At 33.9% G+C, this 25,520-nt stretch carries 23 protein-coding genes and 2 tRNA genes; 17 read left to right on the forward strand and 8 right to left on the reverse strand.

Going from position 1 to position 25,520, the window contains the following annotated elements; genetic code table 11:
- Window positions 1-154 precede the first annotated feature (154 nt).
- The 10 genes from LXH21_RS03005 (at window position 155) to fabD (ending at window position 8,255) form a co-directional block, all read left to right on the forward strand.
- Window positions 155-580: a DoxX family protein gene (locus tag LXH21_RS03005; protein ID WP_239862648.1), complete on the forward strand. Its 426-nt coding sequence runs from the start codon at window positions 155-157 to the stop codon at window positions 578-580.
- A 279-nt stretch (window positions 581-859) separates the two neighbouring features.
- A complete protein-coding gene (locus LXH21_RS03010) occupies window positions 860-1,312 on the forward strand; it encodes a ferritin-like domain-containing protein (protein ID WP_239862650.1) in 453 nt (150 codons plus the stop codon).
- 455 nt (window positions 1,313-1,767) lie between these two features.
- Complete coding sequence (locus tag LXH21_RS03015) at window positions 1,768-3,627, forward strand: peptidase U32 family protein (protein WP_239862652.1); 1,860 nt, start codon at window positions 1,768-1,770, stop codon at window positions 3,625-3,627.
- A 287-nt stretch (window positions 3,628-3,914) separates the two neighbouring features.
- Window positions 3,915-4,376, forward strand: a complete 462-nt coding sequence (locus tag LXH21_RS03020; RefSeq protein ID WP_239862654.1) for a ferritin-like domain-containing protein — start codon at window positions 3,915-3,917, stop codon at window positions 4,374-4,376.
- Window positions 4,377-4,407: 31 nt separating this feature from the next.
- Window positions 4,408-4,656, forward strand: a complete 249-nt coding sequence (locus LXH21_RS03025; protein ID WP_239862655.1) for a hypothetical protein — start codon at window positions 4,408-4,410, stop codon at window positions 4,654-4,656.
- A gap of 290 nt (window positions 4,657-4,946) precedes the next feature.
- Window positions 4,947-5,270 (forward strand): DUF6370 family protein, encoded by a 324-nt coding sequence (locus LXH21_RS03030; RefSeq protein ID WP_239862657.1) that lies wholly within the window; start codon window positions 4,947-4,949, stop codon window positions 5,268-5,270.
- A complete protein-coding gene (locus LXH21_RS03035) occupies window positions 5,270-5,845 on the forward strand; it encodes a Crp/Fnr family transcriptional regulator (protein ID WP_239862659.1) in 576 nt (191 codons plus the stop codon). The genes LXH21_RS03030 and LXH21_RS03035 overlap by 1 nt, the downstream gene beginning before the upstream one ends.
- A 130-nt stretch (window positions 5,846-5,975) precedes the next feature.
- Complete coding sequence (locus LXH21_RS03040) at window positions 5,976-6,692, forward strand: pirin family protein (protein WP_239862661.1); 717 nt, start codon at window positions 5,976-5,978, stop codon at window positions 6,690-6,692.
- Window positions 6,693-6,825: 133 nt separating this feature from the next.
- On the forward strand, window positions 6,826-7,119 hold the full coding sequence (locus LXH21_RS03045) for a GNAT family N-acetyltransferase (RefSeq protein WP_239862663.1): 294 nt from the start codon (window positions 6,826-6,828) through the stop codon (window positions 7,117-7,119).
- 263 nt (window positions 7,120-7,382) lie between these two features.
- A complete protein-coding gene (gene fabD / locus LXH21_RS03050) occupies window positions 7,383-8,255 on the forward strand; it encodes an ACP S-malonyltransferase (RefSeq protein ID WP_239862664.1) in 873 nt (290 codons plus the stop codon).
- Window positions 8,256-8,427: 172 nt separating this feature from the next.
- Here the strand turns inward: fabD and LXH21_RS03055 are convergent, their stop codons facing one another.
- Window positions 8,428-9,561 (reverse strand): DegT/DnrJ/EryC1/StrS family aminotransferase, encoded by a 1,134-nt coding sequence (locus LXH21_RS03055; protein ID WP_239862665.1) that lies wholly within the window; start codon window positions 9,559-9,561, stop codon window positions 8,428-8,430.
- 151 nt (window positions 9,562-9,712) lie between these two features.
- Here LXH21_RS03055 and LXH21_RS03060 point away from each other — a divergent pair, with 151 nt between their 5' ends.
- Both LXH21_RS03060 and LXH21_RS03065 read left to right on the forward strand, forming a co-directional pair.
- Window positions 9,713-10,939, forward strand: coding sequence for a 3-deoxy-D-manno-octulosonic acid transferase (locus LXH21_RS03060; protein ID WP_239862667.1), 1,227 nt, complete (start codon window positions 9,713-9,715; stop codon window positions 10,937-10,939).
- A 286-nt stretch (window positions 10,940-11,225) separates the two neighbouring features.
- Window positions 11,226-11,426 (forward strand): hypothetical protein, encoded by a 201-nt coding sequence (locus tag LXH21_RS03065; RefSeq protein WP_239862668.1) that lies wholly within the window; start codon window positions 11,226-11,228, stop codon window positions 11,424-11,426.
- A 162-nt stretch (window positions 11,427-11,588) separates the two neighbouring features.
- Here the strand turns inward: LXH21_RS03065 and LXH21_RS03070 are convergent, their stop codons facing one another.
- The 4 genes from LXH21_RS03070 to mutS form a co-directional block, all read right to left on the reverse strand.
- A complete protein-coding gene (locus LXH21_RS03070; protein WP_239862670.1) occupies window positions 11,589-11,936 on the reverse strand; it encodes a YegP family protein in 348 nt (115 codons plus the stop codon).
- Between the two features lie 112 nt (window positions 11,937-12,048).
- Window positions 12,049-12,134: transfer RNA gene (locus tag LXH21_RS03075), tRNA-Leu, on the reverse strand.
- Between the two features lie 118 nt (window positions 12,135-12,252).
- Window positions 12,253-12,325, reverse strand: a tRNA-Gly gene (locus tag LXH21_RS03080).
- A gap of 145 nt (window positions 12,326-12,470) precedes the next feature.
- A complete protein-coding gene (gene mutS, locus LXH21_RS03085; RefSeq protein ID WP_239862673.1) occupies window positions 12,471-15,077 on the reverse strand; it encodes a DNA mismatch repair protein MutS in 2,607 nt (868 codons plus the stop codon).
- A 162-nt stretch (window positions 15,078-15,239) separates the two neighbouring features.
- Between mutS and LXH21_RS03090 the strand changes: the two genes are divergently transcribed.
- Together LXH21_RS03090 and LXH21_RS03095 are read left to right on the forward strand one after the other, a co-directional pair.
- A complete protein-coding gene (locus tag LXH21_RS03090; protein WP_239862675.1) occupies window positions 15,240-15,671 on the forward strand; it encodes a DUF1573 domain-containing protein in 432 nt (143 codons plus the stop codon).
- A gap of 166 nt (window positions 15,672-15,837) precedes the next feature.
- On the forward strand, window positions 15,838-16,374 hold the full coding sequence (locus LXH21_RS03095) for an RNA methyltransferase (RefSeq protein ID WP_239862676.1): 537 nt from the start codon (window positions 15,838-15,840) through the stop codon (window positions 16,372-16,374).
- Window positions 16,375-16,428: 54 nt separating this feature from the next.
- Here LXH21_RS03095 and folK read toward each other — a convergent pair whose 3' ends face one another.
- Window positions 16,429-16,938, reverse strand: a complete 510-nt coding sequence (gene folK, locus LXH21_RS03100; RefSeq protein ID WP_239862678.1) for a 2-amino-4-hydroxy-6-hydroxymethyldihydropteridine diphosphokinase — start codon at window positions 16,936-16,938, stop codon at window positions 16,429-16,431.
- 132 nt (window positions 16,939-17,070) lie between these two features.
- On the opposite strand from folK, the gene sppA reads away from it, so the two are divergent.
- Both sppA and LXH21_RS03110 read left to right on the forward strand, forming a co-directional pair.
- Complete coding sequence (sppA, locus tag LXH21_RS03105) at window positions 17,071-18,831, forward strand: signal peptide peptidase SppA (protein ID WP_239862679.1); 1,761 nt, start codon at window positions 17,071-17,073, stop codon at window positions 18,829-18,831.
- 138 nt (window positions 18,832-18,969) lie between these two features.
- On the forward strand, window positions 18,970-21,630 hold the full coding sequence (locus tag LXH21_RS03110) for an AsmA-like C-terminal region-containing protein (RefSeq protein ID WP_239862682.1): 2,661 nt from the start codon (window positions 18,970-18,972) through the stop codon (window positions 21,628-21,630).
- A gap of 88 nt (window positions 21,631-21,718) precedes the next feature.
- Here LXH21_RS03110 and LXH21_RS03115 read toward each other — a convergent pair whose 3' ends face one another.
- Window positions 21,719-22,513 carry a DUF2797 domain-containing protein gene (locus LXH21_RS03115; protein WP_239862683.1) on the reverse strand — a complete coding sequence of 265 codons (795 nt, stop codon included), beginning with the start codon at window positions 22,511-22,513 and terminating at the stop codon, window positions 21,719-21,721.
- 89 nt (window positions 22,514-22,602) lie between these two features.
- Here LXH21_RS03115 and LXH21_RS03120 point away from each other — a divergent pair, with 89 nt between their 5' ends.
- Window positions 22,603-24,129: a GH3 auxin-responsive promoter family protein gene (locus LXH21_RS03120; protein WP_239862685.1), complete on the forward strand. Its 1,527-nt coding sequence runs from the start codon at window positions 22,603-22,605 to the stop codon at window positions 24,127-24,129.
- A gap of 140 nt (window positions 24,130-24,269) precedes the next feature.
- Here LXH21_RS03120 and serB read toward each other — a convergent pair whose 3' ends face one another.
- Window positions 24,270-25,508 (reverse strand): phosphoserine phosphatase SerB, encoded by a 1,239-nt coding sequence (gene serB, locus LXH21_RS03125; RefSeq protein WP_239862686.1) that lies wholly within the window; start codon window positions 25,506-25,508, stop codon window positions 24,270-24,272.
- Window positions 25,509-25,520 lie beyond the last annotated feature (12 nt).

Raw genomic sequence — 25,520 nt, forward strand, 5'->3', positions numbered from 1 at the left:
TTAATCATTACCTTATGCTAGCTGAGTTAATCAGCACTTACCTTGGGTTTGCTTCTCCCTTTGCTTTATATTAAGATAGTATTGAAGAAAAATAAAATGTAAACCTTATATTTGGTTATCGTTACTATTACATTCCTTTTAATTTTTATACTTTATGAAAACTTCTTTATTTCAAAATATCTCTAGAATAGTACTTGGCTCAATCATGACAATTGCGGGAATAGGACACTTAACATTTCAACGTCAAGAATTTACGGCACAAGTACCATCGTGGCTGCCCGATAGTAGTGCGTTTATAGATTTTGTTGTTCTCTCCTCTGGTATCGTAGAAATAGCTATGGGTCTATCATTGATTTTTTTAGTAAAGAATAAAATCAATATCGGAATTATTCTGGCTATCTTTTTCATTTTGGTTTTCCCTGGAAACATCTCACAATATACAAATGGCATCGATGCTTTTGGTTTGGATACAGATCAAAAAAGATTTATCAGATTGTTGTTTCAACCTGTATTGATCTTATGGGCGCTATGGTCCACTGGAGCATTACATTATTTAATGAATAGAAAAAAAACGAGCTAAGCATTAATTGTGAGCAAGTTATATTGAGTCAATATTGAGCGTTGAATTAGCTTGAAGTAAATTCAGAAACTCTTTATGCACAACTTAAATCCCGCTAATTTAAAACTTCACACTAATTATTACTGTAACCGAGTAACTCCCTCACTTCCTTAACTATAAAATGTGTGTTCTTATAATTAAGTTTCCACAATTCTGTAAAAAATGATGAAAATTCTGTAAGATGTTAATAGGTTTATCTTCCCATCTTTGTAATATAATATTAATCAAAAAACAAAGATCATGACAAATACAGATGACAAAAGAAATGAAATTGTAAGCACATTAGAAGGATTAATCTCAATCCTTGAAGACGGAAAACTAGGTTATACAAATGCTGCAGAGCATGTAGAAAATGCTGCATTTAAAGTTGACTTTATGCAGTATGCACGTGAGCGTGCATTGTTTGTAGTTGAAATTCAAGATGAAATTAACCGATTAGGAAAATCTACAGATACTTCTGGAGGTGGAGCCTTGGGAGCACTTCACCGTACGTGGATTGACATAAAATCAACATTTACTAGTGGAGATACTGAATCAATTATCAACGCTTGTATTACTGGTGAAGAAGCTGCAATTGAAAAATACGAAGCTGCTTTACAAAATGAAGCACTAGATCAAAATCAAATTGCAATGCTTACAAATCAATTGAATAGCGTTAGAGCTATTTTGATGAAACTAAACGTAAATAGCTAGAATAGCATTAACAACGTTCCAAAAAAAAATACTTCGAGAAATAATCTTGAGGTATTTTTTTTTGCTTTTTTTTCCTGATAAATAATAAAAAAAGGTATCATTATTTCTATTAATTTGGGCTAATTTGTAATACAGTTCGCGTGAAGGATAGTAATGGAAATCCTTTTATAATATGTAGCACTAGCGAAATAGTATAAAAGATTGCAATGAATAGCCCGACCCGAAGTTTTTACGGAGGGGCACGCCCAAATAATTATTTTGACACTTCCATATTATTGTCCAACTTTATAGTTTTACTGTCAAGTGCAAAGCTTTATATTTTAAATCATACAGCAATTTCCAAAAAATAGGCTCTTGAATTAGAAATCTTGAATAATTTATTAGACCTTTGCACACTTTTTTTCGTGTAATACGAAAGCGTAAAGTTTTAGCAATTAAAAAATTATCATCACAAGATGAAGAAAAAAATAGAGATTCTAGCACCTGCAAAAGATTTGTTTCACGGAATAGCTGCTATCAATAGTGGCGCCGATGCTGTTTACATTGGTGCGCCTTTGTATGGTGCTCGTTCAAATGCTACTAATTCTATTGCAGATGTTGCTGCACTTGTAGAATATGCACATCTGTATCATGCTCAGGTTTTTGTAGTTATCAATACCATTTTATATGATAACGAACTTGAAAATTGTCGTAAGATGATTTATGAGTTGTATGATATAGGCGTTGATGCTTTAATTGTACAAGATATGGCAATTATGGAAATGGAACTACCTCCTATCGTGATTCATGCAAGTACACAAGCAAATAATCGTGATGCCGACAAAATTAAATTTTTGAAAGATGCCGGAATTAAGCGTGTGGTTTTGGCACGTGAATTAAACTTACACCAAATAAAGGAAATTAGTTCGGCTAGTGATGTCGAATTAGAATTTTTTGTGACGGGTGCACTTTGCGTATCCTTTAGCGGAAACTGTTATATGAGTGTTGCCAATGGTGAGCGCTCTGCCAACAGAGGTTCTTGCGCACAAAACTGTCGTTTGCCTTATAATTTAATTGATGGTAATGGTGATACTTTGATCAAAAACAGCCATTTGCTTTCGATAAAAGATTTTGATGTATCAGATCAAATTCCGAATTTGGTAGAAGCTGGGGTTATGTCTTTCAAAATTGAAGGACGTTTGAAAGATGTTGTTTATGTAAAAAACAATGTTTCTTATTTAAGACAAAAATTAGACGCTTTCTTAGAAGGTAGTGATAAATATACAAAAGCATCCTCGGGTAAATGTACGTTTACATTTGATTCTGCTTTAAACAAAAGCTTTAACCGCGGATACACTGATTATTTTGTCAACGAGCGTCACAGTGCTATTGGCTCATGGGAAAGTCCAAAGTCGAAGGGGCAATACATTGGTAAACTGATTAAGACAATTGGAAATGCTTATCAAATTGAAAATGGTGAACTACTAAACAATGGTGACGGACTTTGTTTCATTAACGAAGAAAATGAGGCAGAAGGAATCTATGTAAATAAATCGGAGAACGGTTTAGCATACCCGAACATATTTAAAGAAATTAAAGATGGAACGTTTATTTATCGAAATAATGATTCTGCCTTTATCAAACTTGTAGAACGCGAAGATAGTGCTGTACGTAAAATTGGCACTACCGTTTTACTAACTGAAAACGAAAGTGGTTTTGAGTTAATTGTAACTGATGAAGATGGCTATGTGAGTACGGTACAATTGGACTCTCATAAAGACGAGACAAAAACCGGACTTTCGATGGAAGAAAACATCAAAACACAATTGGCAAAAACAGGTTTCACTCCTTATACCGCCGATGAAATAAGTGTAGTGTTCTCCAAAAACTGGTTCATGCCAATTTCGAAAATTAACGAAATGCGACGTACGGCTTTTGAACAATTGACAGCAATGCGCTTGGCCAATTACAAACGTGAAGAGCACCAAATTGTAAAAACTTCACATCCTTATCCTGAAACCAAACTAGATTTCATGTATAATGTAGCAAATAAAACTGCTCGTAAATTTTACGAACGTCATGGTGTTACAGAAATCGAAAAAGCATTTGAATTGCAGTGGGAACCGGGAAAATCTCGTGTAATGACAACCAAATATTGTATTAAATACGAATTGGGCAAATGTCCTATTCACCAAAAAAGTACGATGGGTGAGAAATTAAAAGAACCTCTAGTATTGAAGCAAGGTGAATTAGAATACAAATTGAAATTTAATTGTAAACCATGTGAAATGGAAATTTGGGAAAAAGATGCCGAATTTGAAATTGAAGAAGTGTAAAACTATAGATAAACTTCAGTATTCCGATTTGAGTTAAAATTACGGCTGCAGAAATAAATAGAAATCATTCTGAATTAATGTAAAAGTGATTTTGCCAATTCTAGCACTGTGTTTCTAATTTACTTTTCTTAGATCTAATTATATAAAACTGCCTCTAACTTTAGAGGCGGTTTTTTTTGTGCGTTTCTGTACTGCCGTAATTATATAAATCTCACATTGAATTGTATAAAGCTCAAAGCGACTTATTTACCACCTTTGTAAAATAAAAAACTACAAAGAAACCAATCATGGAAAATATAGCCGAAAAAGACCAAAAAACGATAAATATACTAGAAACTTTAATTATCATTCTTGATGATGGAAAACTAGGATACACTAATGCTGCTGAAGATGTAGATGATGCACAGACAAAAATAGATTTTTTAGGTTTTGCAAAAGAGAGATCGATGTTTATAGTAGAATTACAAAATGAAATTCACAAATTAGGCAAATCTACGGCTACTGAAGGTGGGCCAATGGGAGCTTTACATAGAACTTGGATTGACATTAAATCACTTTTCACTGGTGGTGATAGAGATGCTATCATTAATGCTTGCATTACCGGAGAAAGAGCAGCAATTGAAGAATACGAACAAGCGTTAAAAGAGAAACACTTCAACCCAATGTTGCGTCCTATTATTTTAGATCAACTGGCAAGTATAAAAGAGACTTTATCTAAAATCGAAAAAAAGAAAAGTCACCTGCTTTAAATTCTGAATATTAAATAAAATTATGCTTATCATGGAAAACTTAAAAAATACTAATAAAGAACAAAGACAAAAAGTTACAGCTGCGACAAATGAAGTTTTCCCTAAAAAAAACATCAAACCAACAGCTGAAGAACCTAAAACAACTAAACTTCCAGAAGATTTAATAGATGACCTAAAGAAAGATAAAATTGATCCTTTGACAGAAGGAGAAACAAATCTAGGTTATGATGAAAAACCACCACGTAAAAAGGAATTGGATCAAGATGAACCATTAGAATAAACAATGTTCCATTTGATAATTGCTGACTGAAAGTCCGGAAATCATTTTTTAAGTCATTGATATATTTATTTTGAACGAAACAAAAACCCCCTTAACAATCCCTTATTCTAATTTGAGCACTACCTCATTTACCAGTAAATTTTTATTTATGAATATTCGTTTTTGGTATTATCTTGCAATTTCAAATTATTTCACTGTACTATTAAACTTGTAAAAAAGTACGAAAATTAAATTTACCTTTTTTGTTTAGAAAATAAAAGAACTACATTCGTATTACTAATTATTCTAGTATGAAAAAGTTAATTTTACCACTTGTTTTATTTGTGAGTCTGTCGATGACATCACAAGAAAAAAAGGCAGCGTCAAAAACTCAATTTGTAGATGCTTCTTGTGGGCAATGCCGTTTTGGTATGAAAGCAAAAGGATGTGATTTGGCAGTACGTATAGATGGTAAAAGTTATTTTGTTGATGGAACATCCATAGATGCGCATGGTGATGCTCATGCCATGGATGGCTTTTGTACTTCTATCAGGAAAGCAGCCGTCGTGGGTACGATTGAGGGCAATCGCTTCAAAGTATCTCAATTTAAACTACTACCCGAAGACAAAAATTAATGTCTTTGATTCTTCAAAATATCGCTAAGCATATTGCGCTCACAGTTAAGGAGCAAGAATTGTTTTTATCAAAAATTGAAATACAGCATTTTAACTCCAAAACTATATTAGCGCAATCTGGACAAGTTTGTAAAAACTCCTATTTTGTCAATTCAGGAATCGTACGCAGCTTTAATATTAATGACAATATTGTAGAGCACATTATGACTTTTGCTTGTGCGGGTTGGTGGATTAGCGATATGTACAGTTTAATTTCGCAAAAGCCAGGTGATTTATTTATCGAAGTTCTCGAAGATGCTGAAATTATTGTTTTGTCGAAAGAAAATCAAGAGATATTGTATCAAGAAATACCAAAGTTTGAACGCTTCTTCAGAATTTTGATCGAAAATTCATTGGTTGCCAATCAAGAACGATTAATGGACAATCTAAGTTTGTCTGCCGAAGAGCGGTTTGAAAAATTTCAAAATAAATACGGTGACTTGCAACACAAAATTCCACAAAAACAAATTGCTTCGTATATTGGAGTTACTCCCGAATTTTTCAGTAAAATGAAAAATCGATTATTAAAAAGGTAAGTCTTGTAAAACTATTTGTTGCAGCCATTGCTATTGTGACAATAATTAAATTCTTCTTAATCTAGGTTAAGTGACAAAGCTTTTGCTTCTTCGTAAATTTGTAGAAACTAATCACAAAATTTATAACATCATGGCAACAACGGTTTTACACACAGCAGATACAAGAGGAAATGCAAATCACGGATGGCTTAATGCTTACCATAGTTTTAGTTTCGGAAATTACTATAATGCAGATAGGAATCAATTTGGAGTACTACGTGTTCTAAATGATGATACAATTGCAGCCGGAATGGGATTTGGTACGCATCCGCATAACAATATGGAAATTATAACGATTCCGTTTGAAGGTGATCTGGCACATAAAGACAGTATGGGCAACGAGGCTACTATAAAAACTGGCGACGTTCAAGTGATGAGCGCAGGTGCTGGAATTCAACATTCAGAATTCAATCCAAATGCAGACCAGCAAACCAAATTGTTTCAAATCTGGTTGTTTCCCAACAAGCAAAATGTAACAGCTCGCTACCAGCAAATCACATTGGACAAAACTGCTCAAAAGAACAATTTCGCTCAAATTCTTTCTCCAAATCAAGAGGATGAAGGAGTGTGGATACATCAAAATGCTTGGTTCTTTATGGCTGACTTTGATGCTGACTTTACCAAAAATTACACTATCTCTAGCGCTAGTAATGGTGTTTATTTGATTGTAATTTCAGGAAGTATTACTGTTGGCGATCAAAATCTTAATGAGAAAGATGCTATAGGAATTTCTGATTTTACAACTGTCGCTATAAAAGCAAATACAGATGCTAAATTCTTAATTATGGATATTCCGATGAAACTATAATTTTTAAGAATACTATAGGTAAATATCGATACTATATGCATTTTAGTTAGTGTAGTAGAATTAAAATCAATCTACACAATAACTGAATTCAATTTCTGAAATTTGAACAATTTAATTTTTAAATATATAAAACATGAATCCAAGTATAACAATCACCGATAATAATAAAGGAGGCACCTTCAAACTTATAGCTGACGAAAAAACAATAGGACAAATGACATTCAGATATGATAGTTCTTCAAAAATTGTAATCGATCATACTGAAGTTGATGAAGATTACAATGGTAAGGGATTTGCCAAACGTTTGGTTGAAAGAGCAATTGATTTTGCGAAAGAGAAAAACAGTAAAATTGTTCCTTTATGCTCATTTGCAAAGGCTTATTTTGACAAACATCCAGAACTAAATGATATGGTGGCAAGCTCCTAAATAATACCCTTTAATAGGACTTAATTATTTTCATGACCCAAAGGTTTTGTATGGAGCGAACTAATTCTACTCCTTGATCCAAGAAAATTCTTGTCTCTAGTCCTGATAGAAGTGAAAATCCTTTGTGGCCGGCGTTCGGCCGCCAAGATTGAAACGAATAGCAGGAGGATAAGTGATTAAAACTAGAAAAGTTGGTGCTCCTAAAAAAATCACTATTTTTGCAGTTGGTTTATTGAAACCTTTTAAACTTTAAAGAAATTAAGATGAAAGCATATGTTTTTCCTGGACAAGGAGCACAATTTGCAGGAATGGGTAAGGAACTATATGAAAATTCCCCTCTGGCAAAAGAATTATTTGAAAAAGCAAACGAAATTTTAGGCTTCCGAATCACAGATATAATGTTCAACGGTACAGTTGAAGAGTTAAAAGAAACTAAAGTTACACAACCAGCAGTTTTCTTGCATTCGGTTATTTTGGCAAAAACATTAGAAGATTTTAAACCAGAAATGGTAGCAGGACATTCATTAGGAGAATTTTCTGCTTTGGTAGCAAACGGAACCTTATCATTTGAAGATGGTCTTAAATTAGTTTCACAGCGCGCATTAGCGATGCAAAAAGCATGTGAAATCACTCCATCAACTATGGCTGCAGTACTCGCTTTGGCAGATAATATTGTTGAAGACATTTGTGCTTCGATTGATGGTGTTGTTGTAGCTGCAAATTACAACTGCCCTGGTCAGTTGGTAATTTCAGGAGAGTTTAAAGCTGTTGAAGCAGCTTGCGTAGCGCTAAAAGAGGCTGGTGCCAAACGTGCTTTGCTATTACCAGTTGGTGGCGCATTTCACTCGCCTATGATGGAGCCTGCTCGTGAGGAATTGGCTGCAGCGATTGAAGCGACAACTTTCTCCACTCCTACTTGCCCTGTATATCAAAATGTAACTGCGTCGGCAGTTTCTGATGCCAACGAAATCAAAAAGAATTTAATTATTCAGTTAACCGCTCCAGTAAAATGGACACAATCAGTACAGCAAATGATTGCTGATGGCGCCACTTCTTTTACAGAAGTAGGACCTGGAAAAGTGTTAGCTGGACTTATAGGAAAAATTAATAAAGAAGCAGTTACCGCAAACGCTTAACGTTATTATATTGTATAATAATTTATTATTGAATAGAATAATAACTACATGAGTAGCTTCTCAACTACCATAATTCATAAAAAATCCCAAAGTAATTTAAAACTACTTTGGGACTTTTCTATACAATTGCAAATCAAATTAGCAAAATCTAGTTATAAGGATATCTAAATTCTTATTTATTCAAATATTCTAAGACACTATCTGTTATAAATGTAATTTGATCATCATCCAATTCAGTGTGCATTGGCAGAGACAGCACTTCTTTTACCAACTGATTGGTAACTGGAAAGTCCTCTTCTTTATAGCGAACATCCAAATATGCTTTTTGTAAATGCAAAGGAATCGGATAGTAGATAGCACAAGGAATACCTTTATCCAACAAATGTTGCATCAGTCCGTTTCTATCGGCATCGATAATTCGTAACGTATATTGATGGAAAACGTGACAATCACAGTTATCGCAAATTATAGGAGCAATGATGTTTTTATGTGCTTGTAATGCAGCCGAATACTTCATGGCCGCAGTTTGTCTCGCTTTATTATAAGAATCTAGCAATGGTAATTTAGCATTTAAAACACCCGCTTGAATACTGTCTAAACGCGAATTTACTCCAACTACATCATGATGGTAACGCTCGTACATTCCGTGATTTACGATCCCGCGTATCGTGTGAGCCAAAGCGTCATCGTTGGTAAAAATGGCACCACCATCACCATAACAACCTAAATTTTTAGACGGGAAAAACGATGTCGCACCCACATGACCTATCGTTCCTGCTTTTTTCTTAGTCCCGTCAGAAAATTTGCAATTGGCGCCAATAGCTTGAGCATTATCTTCGATTACAAATAAGTTATGTTCATTGGCCAAAGCCATTATAGCTTCCATATTAGCTGCACGTCCAAATAAATGTACAGGAACAATTGCTTTTGTTTTTGGTGTAATTGCAGCTTTGATTCTATCTATCGAAATATTCATATTGTGCAAATCTACATCTACCAGTACTGGCGTTAATTGCAACAATGCAATCACCTCAACAGTAGCAGCAAAAGTAAAATCTGCAGTTATCACCTCATCACCTGGCTGTAGACCTAAGCCCATCATTGCGATTTGCAAGGCATCTGTACCATTGGCACAAGGAATTACATGTTTTACATCCAAATAAATTTCTAATCCTTTTTGAAATTCATGTACTTGTGGACCGTTGATATAGGTGTTGGTATTTAAAACCTCTTGAATAGAAGCATTAACTGTATCGGCTATTTTATCATATTGACTTTTTAAGTCAACCATTTGAATTTTCTTCATTTTCAACTTAATTTATAGTTAGAAAGCCTGAGATTGCTTTACTACTAATGCATCTTAACTTCCCTAAAAGGAAAACAAAAATAGGTATTATTGATTTCAAACCAATGAATTTAAGCCAAAGAAAACGTATTTTAGCCCAAAAAATTATCGAATGCATTTTCTCTACAATCTTATTATCGTTGTCGCTTCTTCTTTATTGAAAATTATTGCGTTATTCAGCCCTAAAATAAAATTATTTGTATCAGGTAGAAAATCTGTCTTTGACCTACTTGCAGCAAATTTAAAACCGAACGATAGAACAATTTGGGTTCATGCCGCGTCACTAGGAGAATATGAACAAGGACTACCGATAATCGAAAAATTAAAAGAGAAATATCCTGAACACAAAATCATCATCACCTTCTTCTCTCCTTCTGGTTATGAGGTACGAAAAAATAATACTGTCGCAAATATTACTTTGTACCTGCCACTAGACACGCGAGCAAATGCTAAGAAGTTTATAAAACTAGTTAATCCAGAAATGGTGTTTTTTATAAAATATGAATTTTGGATTAATTATCTAGCCGAATTAAAAAAACAACAAATTCCAACTTATTTAATATCTGGAATTTTTAGAGAAAAGCAATTGTTTTTTAAATGGTATGGAGCTTTTTACAGAAAAGCGCTTGAGAGTTTCACCCGCTTTTTTGTACAAAACGATACATCAAAACAGTTGATAAATCAATTGGGATTTAAAAACGTGACTGTCTCTGGAGATACTCGCTTTGATCGTGTAGCTTCAATTTTGGAGAAAGACAACAACTTAGCATTTATTTCAAATTTTAAAAATAACGTTCCAACAATTGTCATAGGGAGCTCTTGGCCAAAAGATGAAGAGTTATTGATCAAGTACATCAATAATACAAATCAAAATGTCAAGTTTATTATAGCGCCACACAATATAAAAGCAGATCAAATTCAGCAATTACAATCAAACATTACAAAAAAAGTAGTTCGCTACTCAGAAATGAAAGATAAAAATCTAGAAGAATACGAGGTTTTTATTATTGATACAATTGGAATTCTAACAAAAATTTATAGTTATGCAGACATTGCATACGTTGGCGGGGGTTTTGGAAATCCAGGAGTTCATAATATATTAGAACCAGCTACTTTTGGAGTTCCAATAGTTATTGGTAGTAATTACTCTCATTTTGCCGAAGCAACTTCACTTGTCGGCTTAAAAGGTTGTTTTTCTATTTCGAATCAAGAACAGCTTCAATCTATTCTAGACAAGCTCATAACAAACATAGCTTTCAGAAAAGAAAGGGGAGAAATTTGCAGCCAATTCATCTCAAATAATAAGGGTGCAACCAACTCCATTATGAATAAGCTCTAATTGTCCTTAAAAATTGAATAGAAAGTGAATTATTTACTAATTTAAATTACCAATTAAAAGAGGATAACAGTAGGTATAAATACTGCCATTAACATCGATATAATGACTGTTTTAACCATTGCAGATATCATTTTAAACGTTATAGTTAAGTTAGTTATCTGTAATAAAAAGGGCCTAAATATCAAATTCAATAATATTTTTAAAAAAATATTGAAAATATATATTACATATCAAAAATTTTATATCTTTGCCTCGAATTAATAATTAACCTTTTATATTAAATAAGATGAAAAAAGTATTTTTAAGTTTAGCTGTAGTTGCTGTATTAACTGTTGTATCTTGTAAAAAAGCTGATGCTTCTGCTGAAGAAGTTGTAGCTGTTGACACAACTGCTGTAACTGTTGACACTGTATCTGTTGATACTACTATGGTAGAAGCTGACACTACTGTTACAACTACAGAAGTTGAAACTCCTGCTGCTCACTAATCTAAGAATTTATTCTAGAGAAAAAATCAAAGCCATACTAGTTATGGCTTTTTTTTGTTCTTATTTTTCAGAAATTAGCTCTGAATCAAAAGACAAATAAAAAAAAGGAAACCAGAGTACATTTACTCTGGTTTCCTTTTTTTTATTTATAAGACAACTTACTTAATCATCAAAAATAACTTCACTTGCAGCAAAATCTAAAATTTCTGCGCGCGAGCCGTATTTCACTATTTCATCGATTCCTTTTTGCGCCATTAAGACCGTGCTGTATTTACGACTAATAGCGACCAAGACATCATCTAGTACCACTTTGAAATAAAACTTCCCCTTAGCCGTCTTATACTTCAAAAAAGAACAGCTTTCAAACTTAGAGCGAAGCAACTCTGCTTCAGATTCGCAATCCATTCGCAATTCATAAGCATTACTAGTAAAGATTGGCTTACCCTTTCTTGAAGTATATTCAAACTTATAATCCCCACTAAAACGCTTGCTAATCACAAAAGAACCCATAACTGATTTTCATTTTAAAAAAAATAAAATTACAACCTTTACCAATGACGACCTCGAAAAATAGCCGATAGTTATAAACAAAAAAAAGCCTCTTCAAAAGAAGAGGCTTTAGTACTCAGAGCGGGACTTGAACCCGCACGAACATTGCTGTTCACTGGATTTTAAGTCCAGCGTGTCTACCAATTTCACCATCCGAGCGTATGGTTTTAATGGATGTGATTTTCGAAAAAATCACTTAATTAAGCTTTCCATTCAGCTTTATATTTTTCAAAGATACTACTTTTTTTTAATATCTTTTCGAGCTTTTAACGCTTAGAGCGAAAAACGGGGCTCGAACCCGCGACCTCGACCTTGGCAAGGTCGCGCTCTACCAACTGAGCTATTTTCGCATTTTCAATTCTTAAAAAGAACCGCGATACTTGTTCTGTATTGCGGATGCAAATTTAGGACTTTTATTGAGTTATACAAGCGCTTTTTCAATATATTTTTAAATTATTTTATAACTAATTGATAACCTAAACTTTAAATATCAAATTATTTTCGCGTCAACATTCTTTTCAACTCATTTAACTTCATTAACGCTTCAACGGGCGTAACACTGTTAATATCCAAACTCAATATTTCATCCTTGATTTCTTCCAATAATGGGTCATCTAAATTAAAAAAGCTCATTTGCATCTCTTCATTTTCAGATTTTATTCCGTTTAAAGCATCGCTCGAATGATCTTTTTCTAATTTCTTCAAAAGTTTTTGCGCTTTTTGAATCACAATCTGTGGCATTCCCGCCATTTTTGCAACATGAATACCAAAGCTATGTGCACTTCCTCCTTTGACTAGTTTACGGATAAACAAAACCGAATCTTTTAATTCTTTTACAGAAACATTATAATTTTGAATGCGAGGCAATAGCTCATTCATTTCATTTAATTCATGATAATGCGTCGCGAATAGTGTTTTAGGCCTAGCAGGATGTTCGTGTAGATATTCGGCAATAGCCCAAGCAATCGATATACCGTCGTAAGTGCTCGTACCACGACCTATCTCATCAAGTAGCACCAAACTTTTATCAGAGAGATTATTTAAGATTGAAGCCGTCTCATTCATTTCGACCATAAAAGTAGACTCACCCATAGAAATATTGTCACTCGCCCCTACTCTAGTGAATATTTTATCTACAATTCCCATTCGAACACTATCTGCTGGGACGAAACTTCCCATTTGAGCCAATAATACAATCAATGCCGTTTGTCTCAATATAGCGGACTTACCAGACATGTTGGGACCTGTAATCATTATAAGTTGTTGCGTTTCCCTGTCTAAAAAGACATCATTAGCAATATAAGGTGTACCTACTGGCAATTGCTTTTCAATAACAGGATGTCTACCATTTTTTATTTCAAGTTCAAACGTTTCATCCAATTCTGGACAGATGTATTTGTTCTCTATCGCCAATTGCGTAAAAGAACACAAACAATCCAATTGAGCTACCAAATTAGCGTTCAGTTGTACAGGTTTTATGTATGTTGTTACCCACGCTACCAATTGCTCAAACAAATCGACTTCTATCTTCTGGATTTTTTCTTCAGCACCTAGAATTTTCGATTCATATTCTTTTAATTCTTCGGTTATATATCGTTCTGCATTTACAAGTGTTTGTTTTCTTATCCACTCTGAAGGAACTTTGTCTTTGTGTGTATTTCTAACTTCTATATAATACCCAAAAACGTTATTAAATGATATTTTTAAAGATGTTATACCAGTACGTTCCGATTCACGTGCTTCAATTCCTGCCAAATATTCTTTTCCCGAAGTTGATATTGCACGCAATTCATCTAGTTCAGCATTTATCCCTTTGGCTATGGCATTTCCTTTTGTAATCGCCACGGGTGCTTCTTGATTTAATGTCGTTTTTATTTTTTCACGTAGTAGTTCACAACTATGAAAACTGTCTCCGATCACTTTTACAGCTTCCTGTGAACTCTCTAGCGCTAATACTTTCATTGGTATAATTGCATCCAGAGATTCTTTTAAATAAATCATTTCACGTGGTGAAACTTTACCCGCCGCAATTTTTGAAATTAGGCGTTCTAAATCAGATATTTGCTTAATTTGATATTGCATTTTTTGCAATACTTCTTGATTCTCTCCCAAATAGGCTACCACTTGGTGACGACTTCTGATTTTATTTGCATCTTTTAATGGCAAAGCCAACCAACGTTTCAACAAACGTCCTCCCATTGGCGAAAGTGTTCTATCAATCACATCTAGCAACGTCACTGCATTTGGATTATAACTATGATACAATTCTAAATTGCGAATTGTAAAACGGTCCATCCATACGTAGGCATTCTCTGCGATTCTCTGAATAGAAGTTATATGCTGTACGCGATTGTGTTGCGTTTCCGACAAATAATATAGAATAGCTCCCGAGGCGATAATCCCTTCTTTCAAATCTTCGATACCAAAACCTTTTAATGACACTGTTTGAAAGTGTTTTGTCAGAGTTTCGAAAGCATAGTCTTCTTTGTAAATCCAATCTTCTAGGTAGAAACAATGAAAATCTGTTCCAAATTCTTCTTTAAAATTGCTTTTATGATTTTTTTGAACTAAAATTTCTGAAGGATTAAAATTCTGTAGCAATTTATCGATATACTCGCCGTTTCCTTGAGCTGTTAAAAACTCACCTGTTGACACATCCAAAAATGATATACCAATACTCTTACTCGTAAAATAAACCGAAGCCAAGAAATTATTTGATTTCGAATTCAAAACCTCATCATTCATTGAGACTCCTGGGGTAACCAATTCGGTCACACCACGCTTAACGATAGACTTAGTCATTTTGGGATCTTCTAGTTGGTCACAAATTGCCACACGCAATCCTGCTTTAACTAGTTTTGGTAAATAAGTATTAATCGAATGGTGAGGAAATCCTGCCAAAGCAGTTTCCGTTGCCGATCCAGCACCTCGTTTGGTCAAAGTAATACCTAATATTTTTGAAGCTCGTACTGCATCATCCCCGAAAGTTTCATAAAAATCACCAACTCTAAACAATAGACAAGCATCAGGATATTTCCTTTTGATTTCGTTATACTGCTTCATCAACGGTGTTTCTTTTACTTCTTTTTCTTTTGCTGCCAAAATATTGTTTGATTTATGATTAATTGGAAAGAGAAGCGAATTTATAGTTTTTAAAGCAAAAATGTAAATACTTGAAAAATAATCTTCAGTTTTAAGTTAAAATTATGGTATTGGCATGATATTTTCTTTAGTTTTGTTTTATCAACTTAAAATTCACATAAAATGAAAAAAATAGTTTTAATTGCACTTTTAGCAGTATTTGGAATTAGTAATTCTAACGCACAAACTACTGCAAAAAAAGCCAAAGCAGTCGCTAAAACTGTAACCGCTAAAGTAAATGGTGCTGGTATGGTTTTTGAAAACGAAACTATCGATTACGGAACAATCGCTCATAATGCAGATGGAAATCGTCAATTTGTTTTTACAAATAACGGAACAAAACCATTGATCATTACTAATACACAAGGATCTTGTGGATGTACAGTACCTACTACACCAAAAGAACCAATTTTACCAGGTGGTAAAGGATCAATTGGAGTAAAGTATGCTACAGATAGAGTAGGTCCTTTTACCAAAACAGTAACTGTTACTTCAAATGCTGAAGGACAAGCTATAAAAACACTTACCATTAAAGGTACTGTATTAGCTGACTAATTAAAAAGCGCTAATCCTAAAATACTTTCAAAAGAGCTTCCAAAATTTGGAAGCTCTTTTTATATAAAAACACTAGCATTTGCTATTATAATTGCAAGAAAGGCTCGAAATCACAAATTAGTAATTTAAATTTGCGCCATTATTACACATCAAATAGAAGATTCCAATGAGAAAGCTTGAGAACAGTGAACTAGATCGAAAATCAATTGAAGATTTTAAAATGTCTGACAAGACATCTTTAATTTTGGTATTAGACGACATCCGTAGTTTGCATAATATAGGATCTGTTTTTAGGACTGCTGATGCATTTTTAATCGAAAAAATATATTTATGCGGTATCACTGCTACTCCACCAAATAAAGAAATACATAAGACGGCCCTTGGAGCAACCGAAACTGTCAGCTGGGAACATCGTGAAAGTGTTCTAGATGTTATTACAGAACTTAAACAAGAAAATGTACTCACACTTGCCATCGAACAAGTCGAAAGCGCTACCTTTTTGCAAGATTTTAAGGTAGAAGAAAATCAGAAATATGCTTTGGTATTTGGCAATGAAGTATTTGGCGTATCTCAGGATGCTGTACAACTTTGTGACGGCTGTATCGAAATTCCGCAATTAGGAACAAAGCATTCCTTAAACATTTCTGTAAGTGCTGGAATTGTCGTTTGGGATTTGTTTCAAAAATTAAAATGGCCCAATTAAAGCCAAACATCTAAATTTTCTGATAGTGAAAATGGCTTCCTAAATTTGAGAGAATTATTGAAAAGCAAGAGCTTGCACTACTATGCATTCACTTGAGTCGGAACAATTTTTTATTAAATCACCAATGCTTTGCATCAAAATCGGATGTATCCATTCTAAATTTAAGTCAGAAACTGGCAACAGAACAAATTTTCTATCCTGCATTAAGGGGTGTGGTATCTGGAGTTTATCTGTGTTAATAATTTCATCTCCATAAAATAATAAATCGACATCTATAATACGGGACTGATATCCTTCTTGAATTTTTCGAATACGCCCCATATCTTCTTCAATGGATAACGCAATTGTCAATATTTCGTGCGGACTGTTTTTGGTTTCGACTTCCAGCGCACAATTAAAAAAAACGTCACTTTCAAATCCCCAAGAGGGAGTTTGATACACTCTAGAAACTTGGGTTACAATTCCTATTCTTTCCTTTATTAATTGAATACAATACAAGATGTTTTCTAATTTATTACCTTGATTTGTTCCCAGTGATAAAACAATCTTCTGTCCGTCCTCCATTTTTGTACTCCTATTTTATTATTTAATACCAAATTAACTAAAACATTTTTAGAAATAGGAATATATTTGTATAAACTAAAATGTACAATTATAACTTTGTTACATTAAGTTCCCTTTAAAAAAAAACACTATATGAGATTTTTAGGAAATGTATTCGCAACTATTGTAGGATTGTTTATTTTTTGCTTGCTGTCAATAATCGGAATTGGACTTATAGCCGCGCTAGTAGGAGGCGGGTCTGATACTGCGACCTTAGAGAATAATTCGGTTATTGAATTGAACATTGGTGATGTAACCTTAGATTATGCTGGACAATATAATGACCCTTGGGTATCTGCTTTTTCTAGAGGAGAAGAATTAGGATTAATCGATATTATCAATGCAATAAACGTTGCAAAAAACGATGATAATATCAAGGGAATATCAATCCTGAATAATAACTCTTCACTTGGAATGGCACAAAGTAAAGAATTAAGAGATGCGCTAGCTGAGTTTCAAAAATCGGGGAAATTTGTTATGGCATATGCTAATACTTATTCTCAAAAAGAATATTATTTAAATTCGGTTGCCAATACAATCTACCTGAATCCTGTAGGAGACATGGACTTTAAAGGGCTCTCAACCGAGCTAATGTTTTTTAAAGATTTACAGGAGAAAACGGGTATAAAAATGGAAGTGATACGTCACGGAAAATATAAAAGTGCCGTAGAACCATTTTTGGAAAATGAAATGAGTGATGCTAACAGAGAACAGGTGACTGCTTTATTGCAATCTATTTGGAATTCTACACTGGAGGATATCTCTCAAAGTAGAAAGATCTCAATTACAGAATTAAATAGAATTGCAACTAGTCTTTTAGCTAGAACACCAACACTAGCCAAACAACAAAAACTAATCGATGTAATTGGTTATGAAGATCAATATCATGATGCTGTCAAAAAAGCACTCAAGGTGGTTAAGGACGAGGATTACAAAAGAATCTCTATCATAGATTATACAAAGAAACATTTAAAAGATACCGAACTTTCAGAAGCAGATGATCAGATTGCGGTAATCTACGCTCAAGGCGAAATACAGTCTGGAGAGGGAGATGTAAACACAATAGGTGAAATTTCGATGAATCGCTCCTTACAAGATGCTCGAAAAGATAAAAAAATAAAAGCGATAGTGCTCCGTATCAATAGTCCTGGAGGAAATGCTTTAACCTCTGATTTGATATGGAGGGAAATCGAATTGACCAAAAAAGTAAAACCAGTCGTTGTGTCTATGGGTAATTATGCTGCATCTGGAGGATATTACATTGCTTGTAATGCCAATCAAATCTTTGCAGAGAAAAACACTATAACAGGTTCTATTGGAGTATTTGGAATTTTACCTAACTTTAGTAAACTAACCGCAAAAATCGGCGTAAACATTGAACAGGTTAAAACCAATGAAAATGCATCAGAATACAGTCCATTTGTACCAATTGATGATAAATTTAAGGCCGTTACATTAGAAGGTGTTGAACATATTTACAAAACTTTTGTAACTCACGTTGCAGAAGGACGTAAAATGAAATTTGAGCAAGTTGATTCTATCGCTCAAGGTCGTGTGTGGACAGGAAGCGAAGCGTTAAAAATAGGTCTGGTTGACAAAATAGGGAATTTAAAAGATGCTATAAAAGCTGCCGCAACCTTAGCTAAAACAAAAAATTATTCGACAAAAAACTTTCCCGAATTTGATAAGAGTATTGAAGATATGATGAGTAACTTGCCATTTGCACAATCTAAATCAGATGTAATTAAGAGCGAAATTGGACTCGAAAATTACAAAATTATTCAAAAACTGAAGCGTTTACAGGAAAGAAAAGGAATTCAAGCGATAATGCCTTTTGAAATTGACATTCAATAAAAGTAGAAAAAATCCGTTATGATACTCTAGCGGATTTTTTTTTTACAAATCCAAGTTACTACCAAATTCGTATCTTTATTAGAGCGATACGGCAAAATTATTGATAGAATATATTAAAACAAAAAAACAGCAAAAATTATGTATAAGAAAATTGCACTTATAATTGGAGGAATCTTACTTCTTATAACGGGGAGTTTATTTGCGATTCCTTATTTTTTCAAAGATCAAATAAAAGCAAAAATAGCACAAGCTATAAATGACAAGGTAGATGCTAAAGTTAGTTTTTCTGACGCCGATTTGAGTTTGTTCAAAAGTTTTCCAAATGCAACAGTAACTTTAGACTCTCTAGTAATAATAAACAAAGCTCCCTTTGAAGGCGACACATTGGTATCATTAGGCGAATTAAATTTAAGAATGTCTGTAAAAGAACTTTTTAAAGAAAGTAATGAGGCAATGAATATTCAAGGAATTAGTTCTAAAAATGGATTGATCAATATCATTTTGAATAAAGAAGGTTTAGGGAATTACGACATTGCATTAAAGGAAGACAAACCTGCAACCGATAAAACGAGTGAACCATTATCGTTAAAGATCCAAGAATACAGTATTGAAAATTTTCAATTTCGCTACACTGATGAAGGGTCTAAAATAAAAATGGTGATTGATAGCTTAAATCACGAAGGAACAGGAGATTTTGCATCATCTAAATTAGATTTAACAACGAAATCTACTGCAAAAATATCCTTAGACATGGATAAAGTGAATTACATGAAAAATGTAGCCCTTACATTAGATGCCGTATTAGGAATTGATCTAGATCAAAGCAAATATACCTTTAAAGAAAACAAAGCATTAATAAACCAGTTACCATTAGAGTTTGATGGATTTATACAGATGGTCGAAGCAGGTCAAGTATATGATCTAAAATTTAAAACACCAACCTCCTCTTTTAAAAATTTCTTAGGATTAATTCCAGAAGCCTATGCAGCTAGCTTGGATAACGTTCAAACGACAGGAGACTTTTCTGTTGTTGGATTTGCAAAAGGAACATTGACAGAGACTACAGTTCCTAGATTTAACATAGAAATCGCATCAAATAATGCTTCGTTTAAATATCCTGATTTACCAAAATCAGTTCAAAACATTGTCATCGATACCAAAATAATAAATGAAACAGGGATATTAAATGACACCTATGTAAATCTTGACAAACTATCTTTTAAGATTGATCAAGATGTTTTTAATGCAAAAGCAACTATTCGTAATGTGACACAAAATGCAATTTTAGACGCTATGCTGAAAGGTACTATTAACTTGGCTAGTTTATCACAAGCGTATCCCATTAAACTTGATACGCCATTATCTGGTATATTAAAAGCAGATGTCAAAACTAAATTTGACATGGAATCGGTAACGAACAGTCAATATCAAAAAATTGACAATTCAGGAGTAATGAGTCTTTCTGGATTTAAGTATACTGATGAAAATGGAAAAGCGATGAACATCAGTACCGCTTTGGTTCAGTTCAATCCAAGTCAAGTCAACTTAAAACAATTTAATGCCACTACCGGGAAAAGTGATATTGATATTACTGGAATTCTAGATAATTTCTATGGTTTTATTTTTAAAAATCAAGAATTAAAAGGAAATTTTGCAATGTCATCCAATCAAATAGCAGTTAGTGACTTTATGACCGCCGAAGAGCCTGCTAAAACGGCGAGCGGAACGTCGAAAACAACTGCTACTACTACTACAGCAAAACCAGCTGATGCAATGAAGATTCCAGCATTTTTAAATTGTACGCTTACTGCAAAAGCAAATACTGTTCTCTATGACAATCTTACCTTAAAAGATGTTTCTGGAAAATTAATAGTTAAGGATGAGAAAGTAACTATGGAAAACGTTAAGTCATCAATATTTGGTGGTAATATAGGACTGAATGGATCCGTTTCTACAAAAGGTAAAACGCCCGTTTTTGATATGAACCTAGCATTGACACAAGTTGACATTGCGCAATCATTTACACAATTGGACATGTTGAAAAAAATTGCTCCAATTGCTGGAATCATCAATGGTAAATTAAATTCGACCATCAAATTAAATGGAAACCTGACAGATGATATGAGTCCAGATTTGACATCGCTTACCGGTGATTTATTAGGCCAACTGTTATCAACAACAATCAACTCCGAGAAATCTACTTTATTAACCGCACTTACTTCTAACATTAAATTCTTAGATCTAGACAAAATCAATTTAAATGATTTGAAAGCGGCTATAACATTTAAAGATGGAAAAGTAAATGTAAAACCATTTGATATAAAATATAAGGATATTAAAGCTACTGTAGGTGGTACTCACGGTTTTGATCAAAGTATGAATTACAATTTAAAATTTGATGTACCTGCCAAATATTTAGGTACCGATGCAAATGCTTTAATTGCAAAACTTACTCCTGCTGACGCAAATAAATTAGAAAACATTCCAATAAACGCTGTCATGACTGGTAACTTTTCAAGTCCAAAGATCTCCACAGACATGAAGACGGCCATTACCAACTTGACAAATCAATTAATACAACAGCAGAAAGCGGCCTTAATAAGCAAAGGAACTTCTCAATTGACTGATTTAATTAATAAAAATAAAAAGCCCGGAGACACCACCAAAACAGTGCTCCCAACTACAAAGGCTGAGGTGGAAGCCAAAGCGAAAGAAGAGGTTAAAACAAAAGCGACTAGCATACTAAAAGGGTTCTTGAATAAAAACAAAGCAGCAGAAGAACCTAAAGCTGGAGAGTAAAGAGAATAATTAATTGTAAAAAAGCCGTTTCAAATTAAATTTGAAACGGCTTTTTTTTCATTTGATGGGTTGATACGTCCTTATTATATTAGACCGTTATCCGCACAACATATCCTTCAGAACCGCGCACATTAAAAACAGTACCGTCTTCAAACAAAAGATATTGTCCTTTGACTCCCATTAATTTCCCTTTAAAACTTGGAGTTTTATCTAAACTCAAGCTTTTTACCTTCAATGGATATTGTGCGACTGGATAGTCCATTTTATACAAATCATTTTTATCTAAAATGAAATATTCCCTTGCTTCGGCGGGTATTATCATTTCTAATTTCATGCGTTCTGCGATCAAGTCGGCAGGCGCTATATCATTGGTCAACATTTTGCGCCAATTGGTTTTATCTGCATAATGACTTTTTAGGGCTACCTCTGTAATTCCAGCCAAATAGCGATTAGGTACTTCAACAATCGATATTGCTTCATTCGCACCTTGATCAATCCATCTGGTAGGTACTTGCGACTTGCGTGTCACTCCTACTTTAACTTCACTAGATAGCGCCAAATAAACTATATGCGGTTGCAGTTGTACTTTTTGCTCGTAAACCAAATCTCTATCAGCAACTCCTAAGTGTGCGGTACTAAGTTCGGGTCTCATAATCCAATCACCTACAGCAGCACTAGAATAAAAACAATCATAGCAAAAGCCTTGACGAAATATTTTTTTCTTTTTACTGCAGTTCAAACATTGGTAACCAACAAAACTAATTTCGATTTCTTGATTTAAAATTTGATTCATATTTATAAAATTATCTTCAAAAACTAAATAGTACTGAATTGGATTTCCGTATTCAGTTTGCATTTTTGTTAGTACACCTTGGTATTGCATTCGATTATGATTAAATATTGGACTATTTTTTCTATTTTTGGTAAAGTTATCATTCGTAACGCATAATTCATAATCTCAACTTTTTAAAAATGCCATTAACAATCATTAATTCATTTGCTTCTTGGGTTTTAAAACAGCGCATCCATCAGATTGAACTTTTCTTAAAGTACCCCAATGAGGTTCAAGAAGAGCTACTTATGGATTTGCTTCAATTTGCAAAGTACACAGAAATTGGTAAAAAATATGAATTTAGCGGTGTTCTATCCTATGCCACTTTTTGTGATCGTGTGCCTATTAGCTGTTACGAAGAAATTCAGCCCATGATCGAACGTACCCGTAATGGTGAGCAAAACTTGTTTTGGAACAGCCATATCAAATGGTTTGCTAAATCAAGTGGCACAACAAATGCAAAAAGTAAATTTATTCCTGTGAGTAATGAAGCCCTCGAAGGTTGCCATTACAAAGGCAGTAAAGATTTACTGTGTATGTATTTGAACAATAATGAGAACTCAGAAATGTTTGTAGGCAAAAGTCTTCGCTTGGGAGGCAGCTCTCAAATCTACGAAAACAACAATAGCTACTTCGGTGACCTGTCAGCGATTTTAATTGAAAACATGCCAATCTGGGCCGAATTTAGTAGTACTCCAAGTAGTAAGATTTCACTAATGAGCCATTGGGAAACCAAGATTGCAGCCATTATTAATGAAACCAAAAATGAAAATGTAACTAGTTTTGCCGGCGTACCCTCTTGGATGTTGGTCTTGATGAATAGAATGCTAGAAGAAACTGGCAAAGGTGATTTGTTTGAAATATGGCCAAACCTTGAAGTTTATTTTCATGGTGGTGTTAGTTTTGAACCTTACCGAGAACAATACAAAAACATTCTTCCTAGAAAAGATTTTAAATATTACGAAATATACAATGCCTCGGAAGGTTTCTTTGCCATACAAGATTTGAATTATTCAGATGATTTATTATTGATGCTGGACTATGGTATTTTCTACGAATTTATTCCGATGGATGTATTTGGCACTGAGAATCAAAAAGCAATTCGATTATCTGATGTAGAATTAAATAAAAATTATGCGATCGTCATTACTACCAATTCGGGATTGTGGCGATACCTGATTGGTGATACCGTTCGCTTTACTTCCTTAAATCCCTTTAGAATCAGAGTTACAGGGCGCACAAAGCATCATATTAATGTCTTTGGAGAAGAGTTGATGATCGAAAACACTGACAAGGCACTAGCTGAAGCTTGTAAAGCTACAAATAGTGAGATAAAAGATTATACAGTAGCTCCTGTTTTTATGAAGGACAGAGAGAAAGGTGCTCACGAATGGATGATTGAATTTAAAAAAGCACCAACTGATATTGATCAATTTAGAAATATCTTGGATGAAAGCTTGCAAAGCATCAACTCTGATTATGAAGCTAAGCGTCACAACAATATGACGCTAAATCCGCTAATTATCAACGTTGCTCGTACAAATTTATTTTACGATTGGTTGAAAGACAGAGATAAATTAGGGGGTCAGCATAAAATTCCGCGCTTGTCAAATAGTCGTGATTATTTGGAGCAGCTGTTAAATATGCAAGTCAAAGTTAACGTATAAGCTCATTTCTATTTTTATGATCGAAAGGTTTAAAACTCGGAAATAATCCAGTGACTGTAAAAATCTTAAGAGAAAATTCAACGAAAAAAAAACGGTAGCACTTTTAAAGCACTACCGTTTGTATCAAATTATTTTTAATTTTATATTTCATCCATCATGTCGATGTGTCTGTCGTGGTATCCTAATAAATACAAAACTCCATCAAGTCCTAAACTTGATATTGATGTTTCTGCACAGTCTTTAACCGTAGGTTTGGCATGAAAAGCAATTCCCAATCCAGCTAAATTTATCATAGGTAAATCGTTTGCTCCATCTCCTACAGCAATAGTTTGATTGATATTTATACCTTCTTTATCGGCGATCGCTTGTAAATATTCGGCTTTCTTTTTACCATCAACAATTTCGCCCAAATAATTACCTGTTAACTTTCCGTCTTTTATTTCTAATTGATTGGCGTGAACATAGTCAATACCTAATTCTTTTTGAAGGTATTCACCAAAATAAGTAAATCCACCAGAAAGTATAGCGGTTTTATATCCATAATATTTCAAAGCTTTCATCAAACGATGAGCTCCTTTGGTGATTGGAAGATTAACAGCGACGTTACGAAGTACATCTTCACTCAATCCTTCTAGCAGCGCCATACGTTGTTTAAAACTTTCTGTAAAGTCAATTTCGCCATTCATAGCAGATTCGGTGATAGCTCTCACTTGCTCTCCTACTCCATTCAAATCGGCTAACTCATCTATTACTTCGGTTTGAATCAAAGTCGAATCCATATCAAAACAAACTAAACGACGGTTTCTTCGGTAGATAGTATCTTCTTGAAATGATATATCAACGTCCAAAGCTCTCGAAATTTTCATAAAACTAGACGTCATCAACTTTTTGTCTACGATAGTTCCTGAAACAGATAACTGTACACAAGAGCGAGGATAATCTTCTACATCAATGATAGAAGTCCTTCCTGTCAATCTTTTTATAGAATCAATATTCAAATGCTGGTCTGACATTATTTTGGTAACCGCCGCAATTTGTTTTGCTGCAAGTGTTTCGCCCAAAATGTTGATTATATAACGTTGTTTAGATTGCGTTTTAACCCAACTTTCATAATCATCAATAGAAATAGGAATAAACTTCACTTTGATTCCGAGTTCATATCCTTTGAATAATAAATCCTTAAGAACAGGAGCTGAACAAGAACCCGCTTCTATTTCGAATAAAATCCCTAGTGATAAAGTATCATGAATATCGGCTTGACCAATATCTAATATAATTGCATTGTAAGTAGCAAGTACCGCAGTTAACCCAGCTGTTACCCCTGGTTTGTCTTGACCAGAAACTTTTAATAATATAATCTCCTTATCTTCTATTGCCATTTTGTATCTCTA

This window comes from Flavobacterium algicola, from assembly GCF_022399565.1.
Lineage (GTDB): Bacteria > Bacteroidota > Bacteroidia > Flavobacteriales > Flavobacteriaceae > Flavobacterium > Flavobacterium algicola.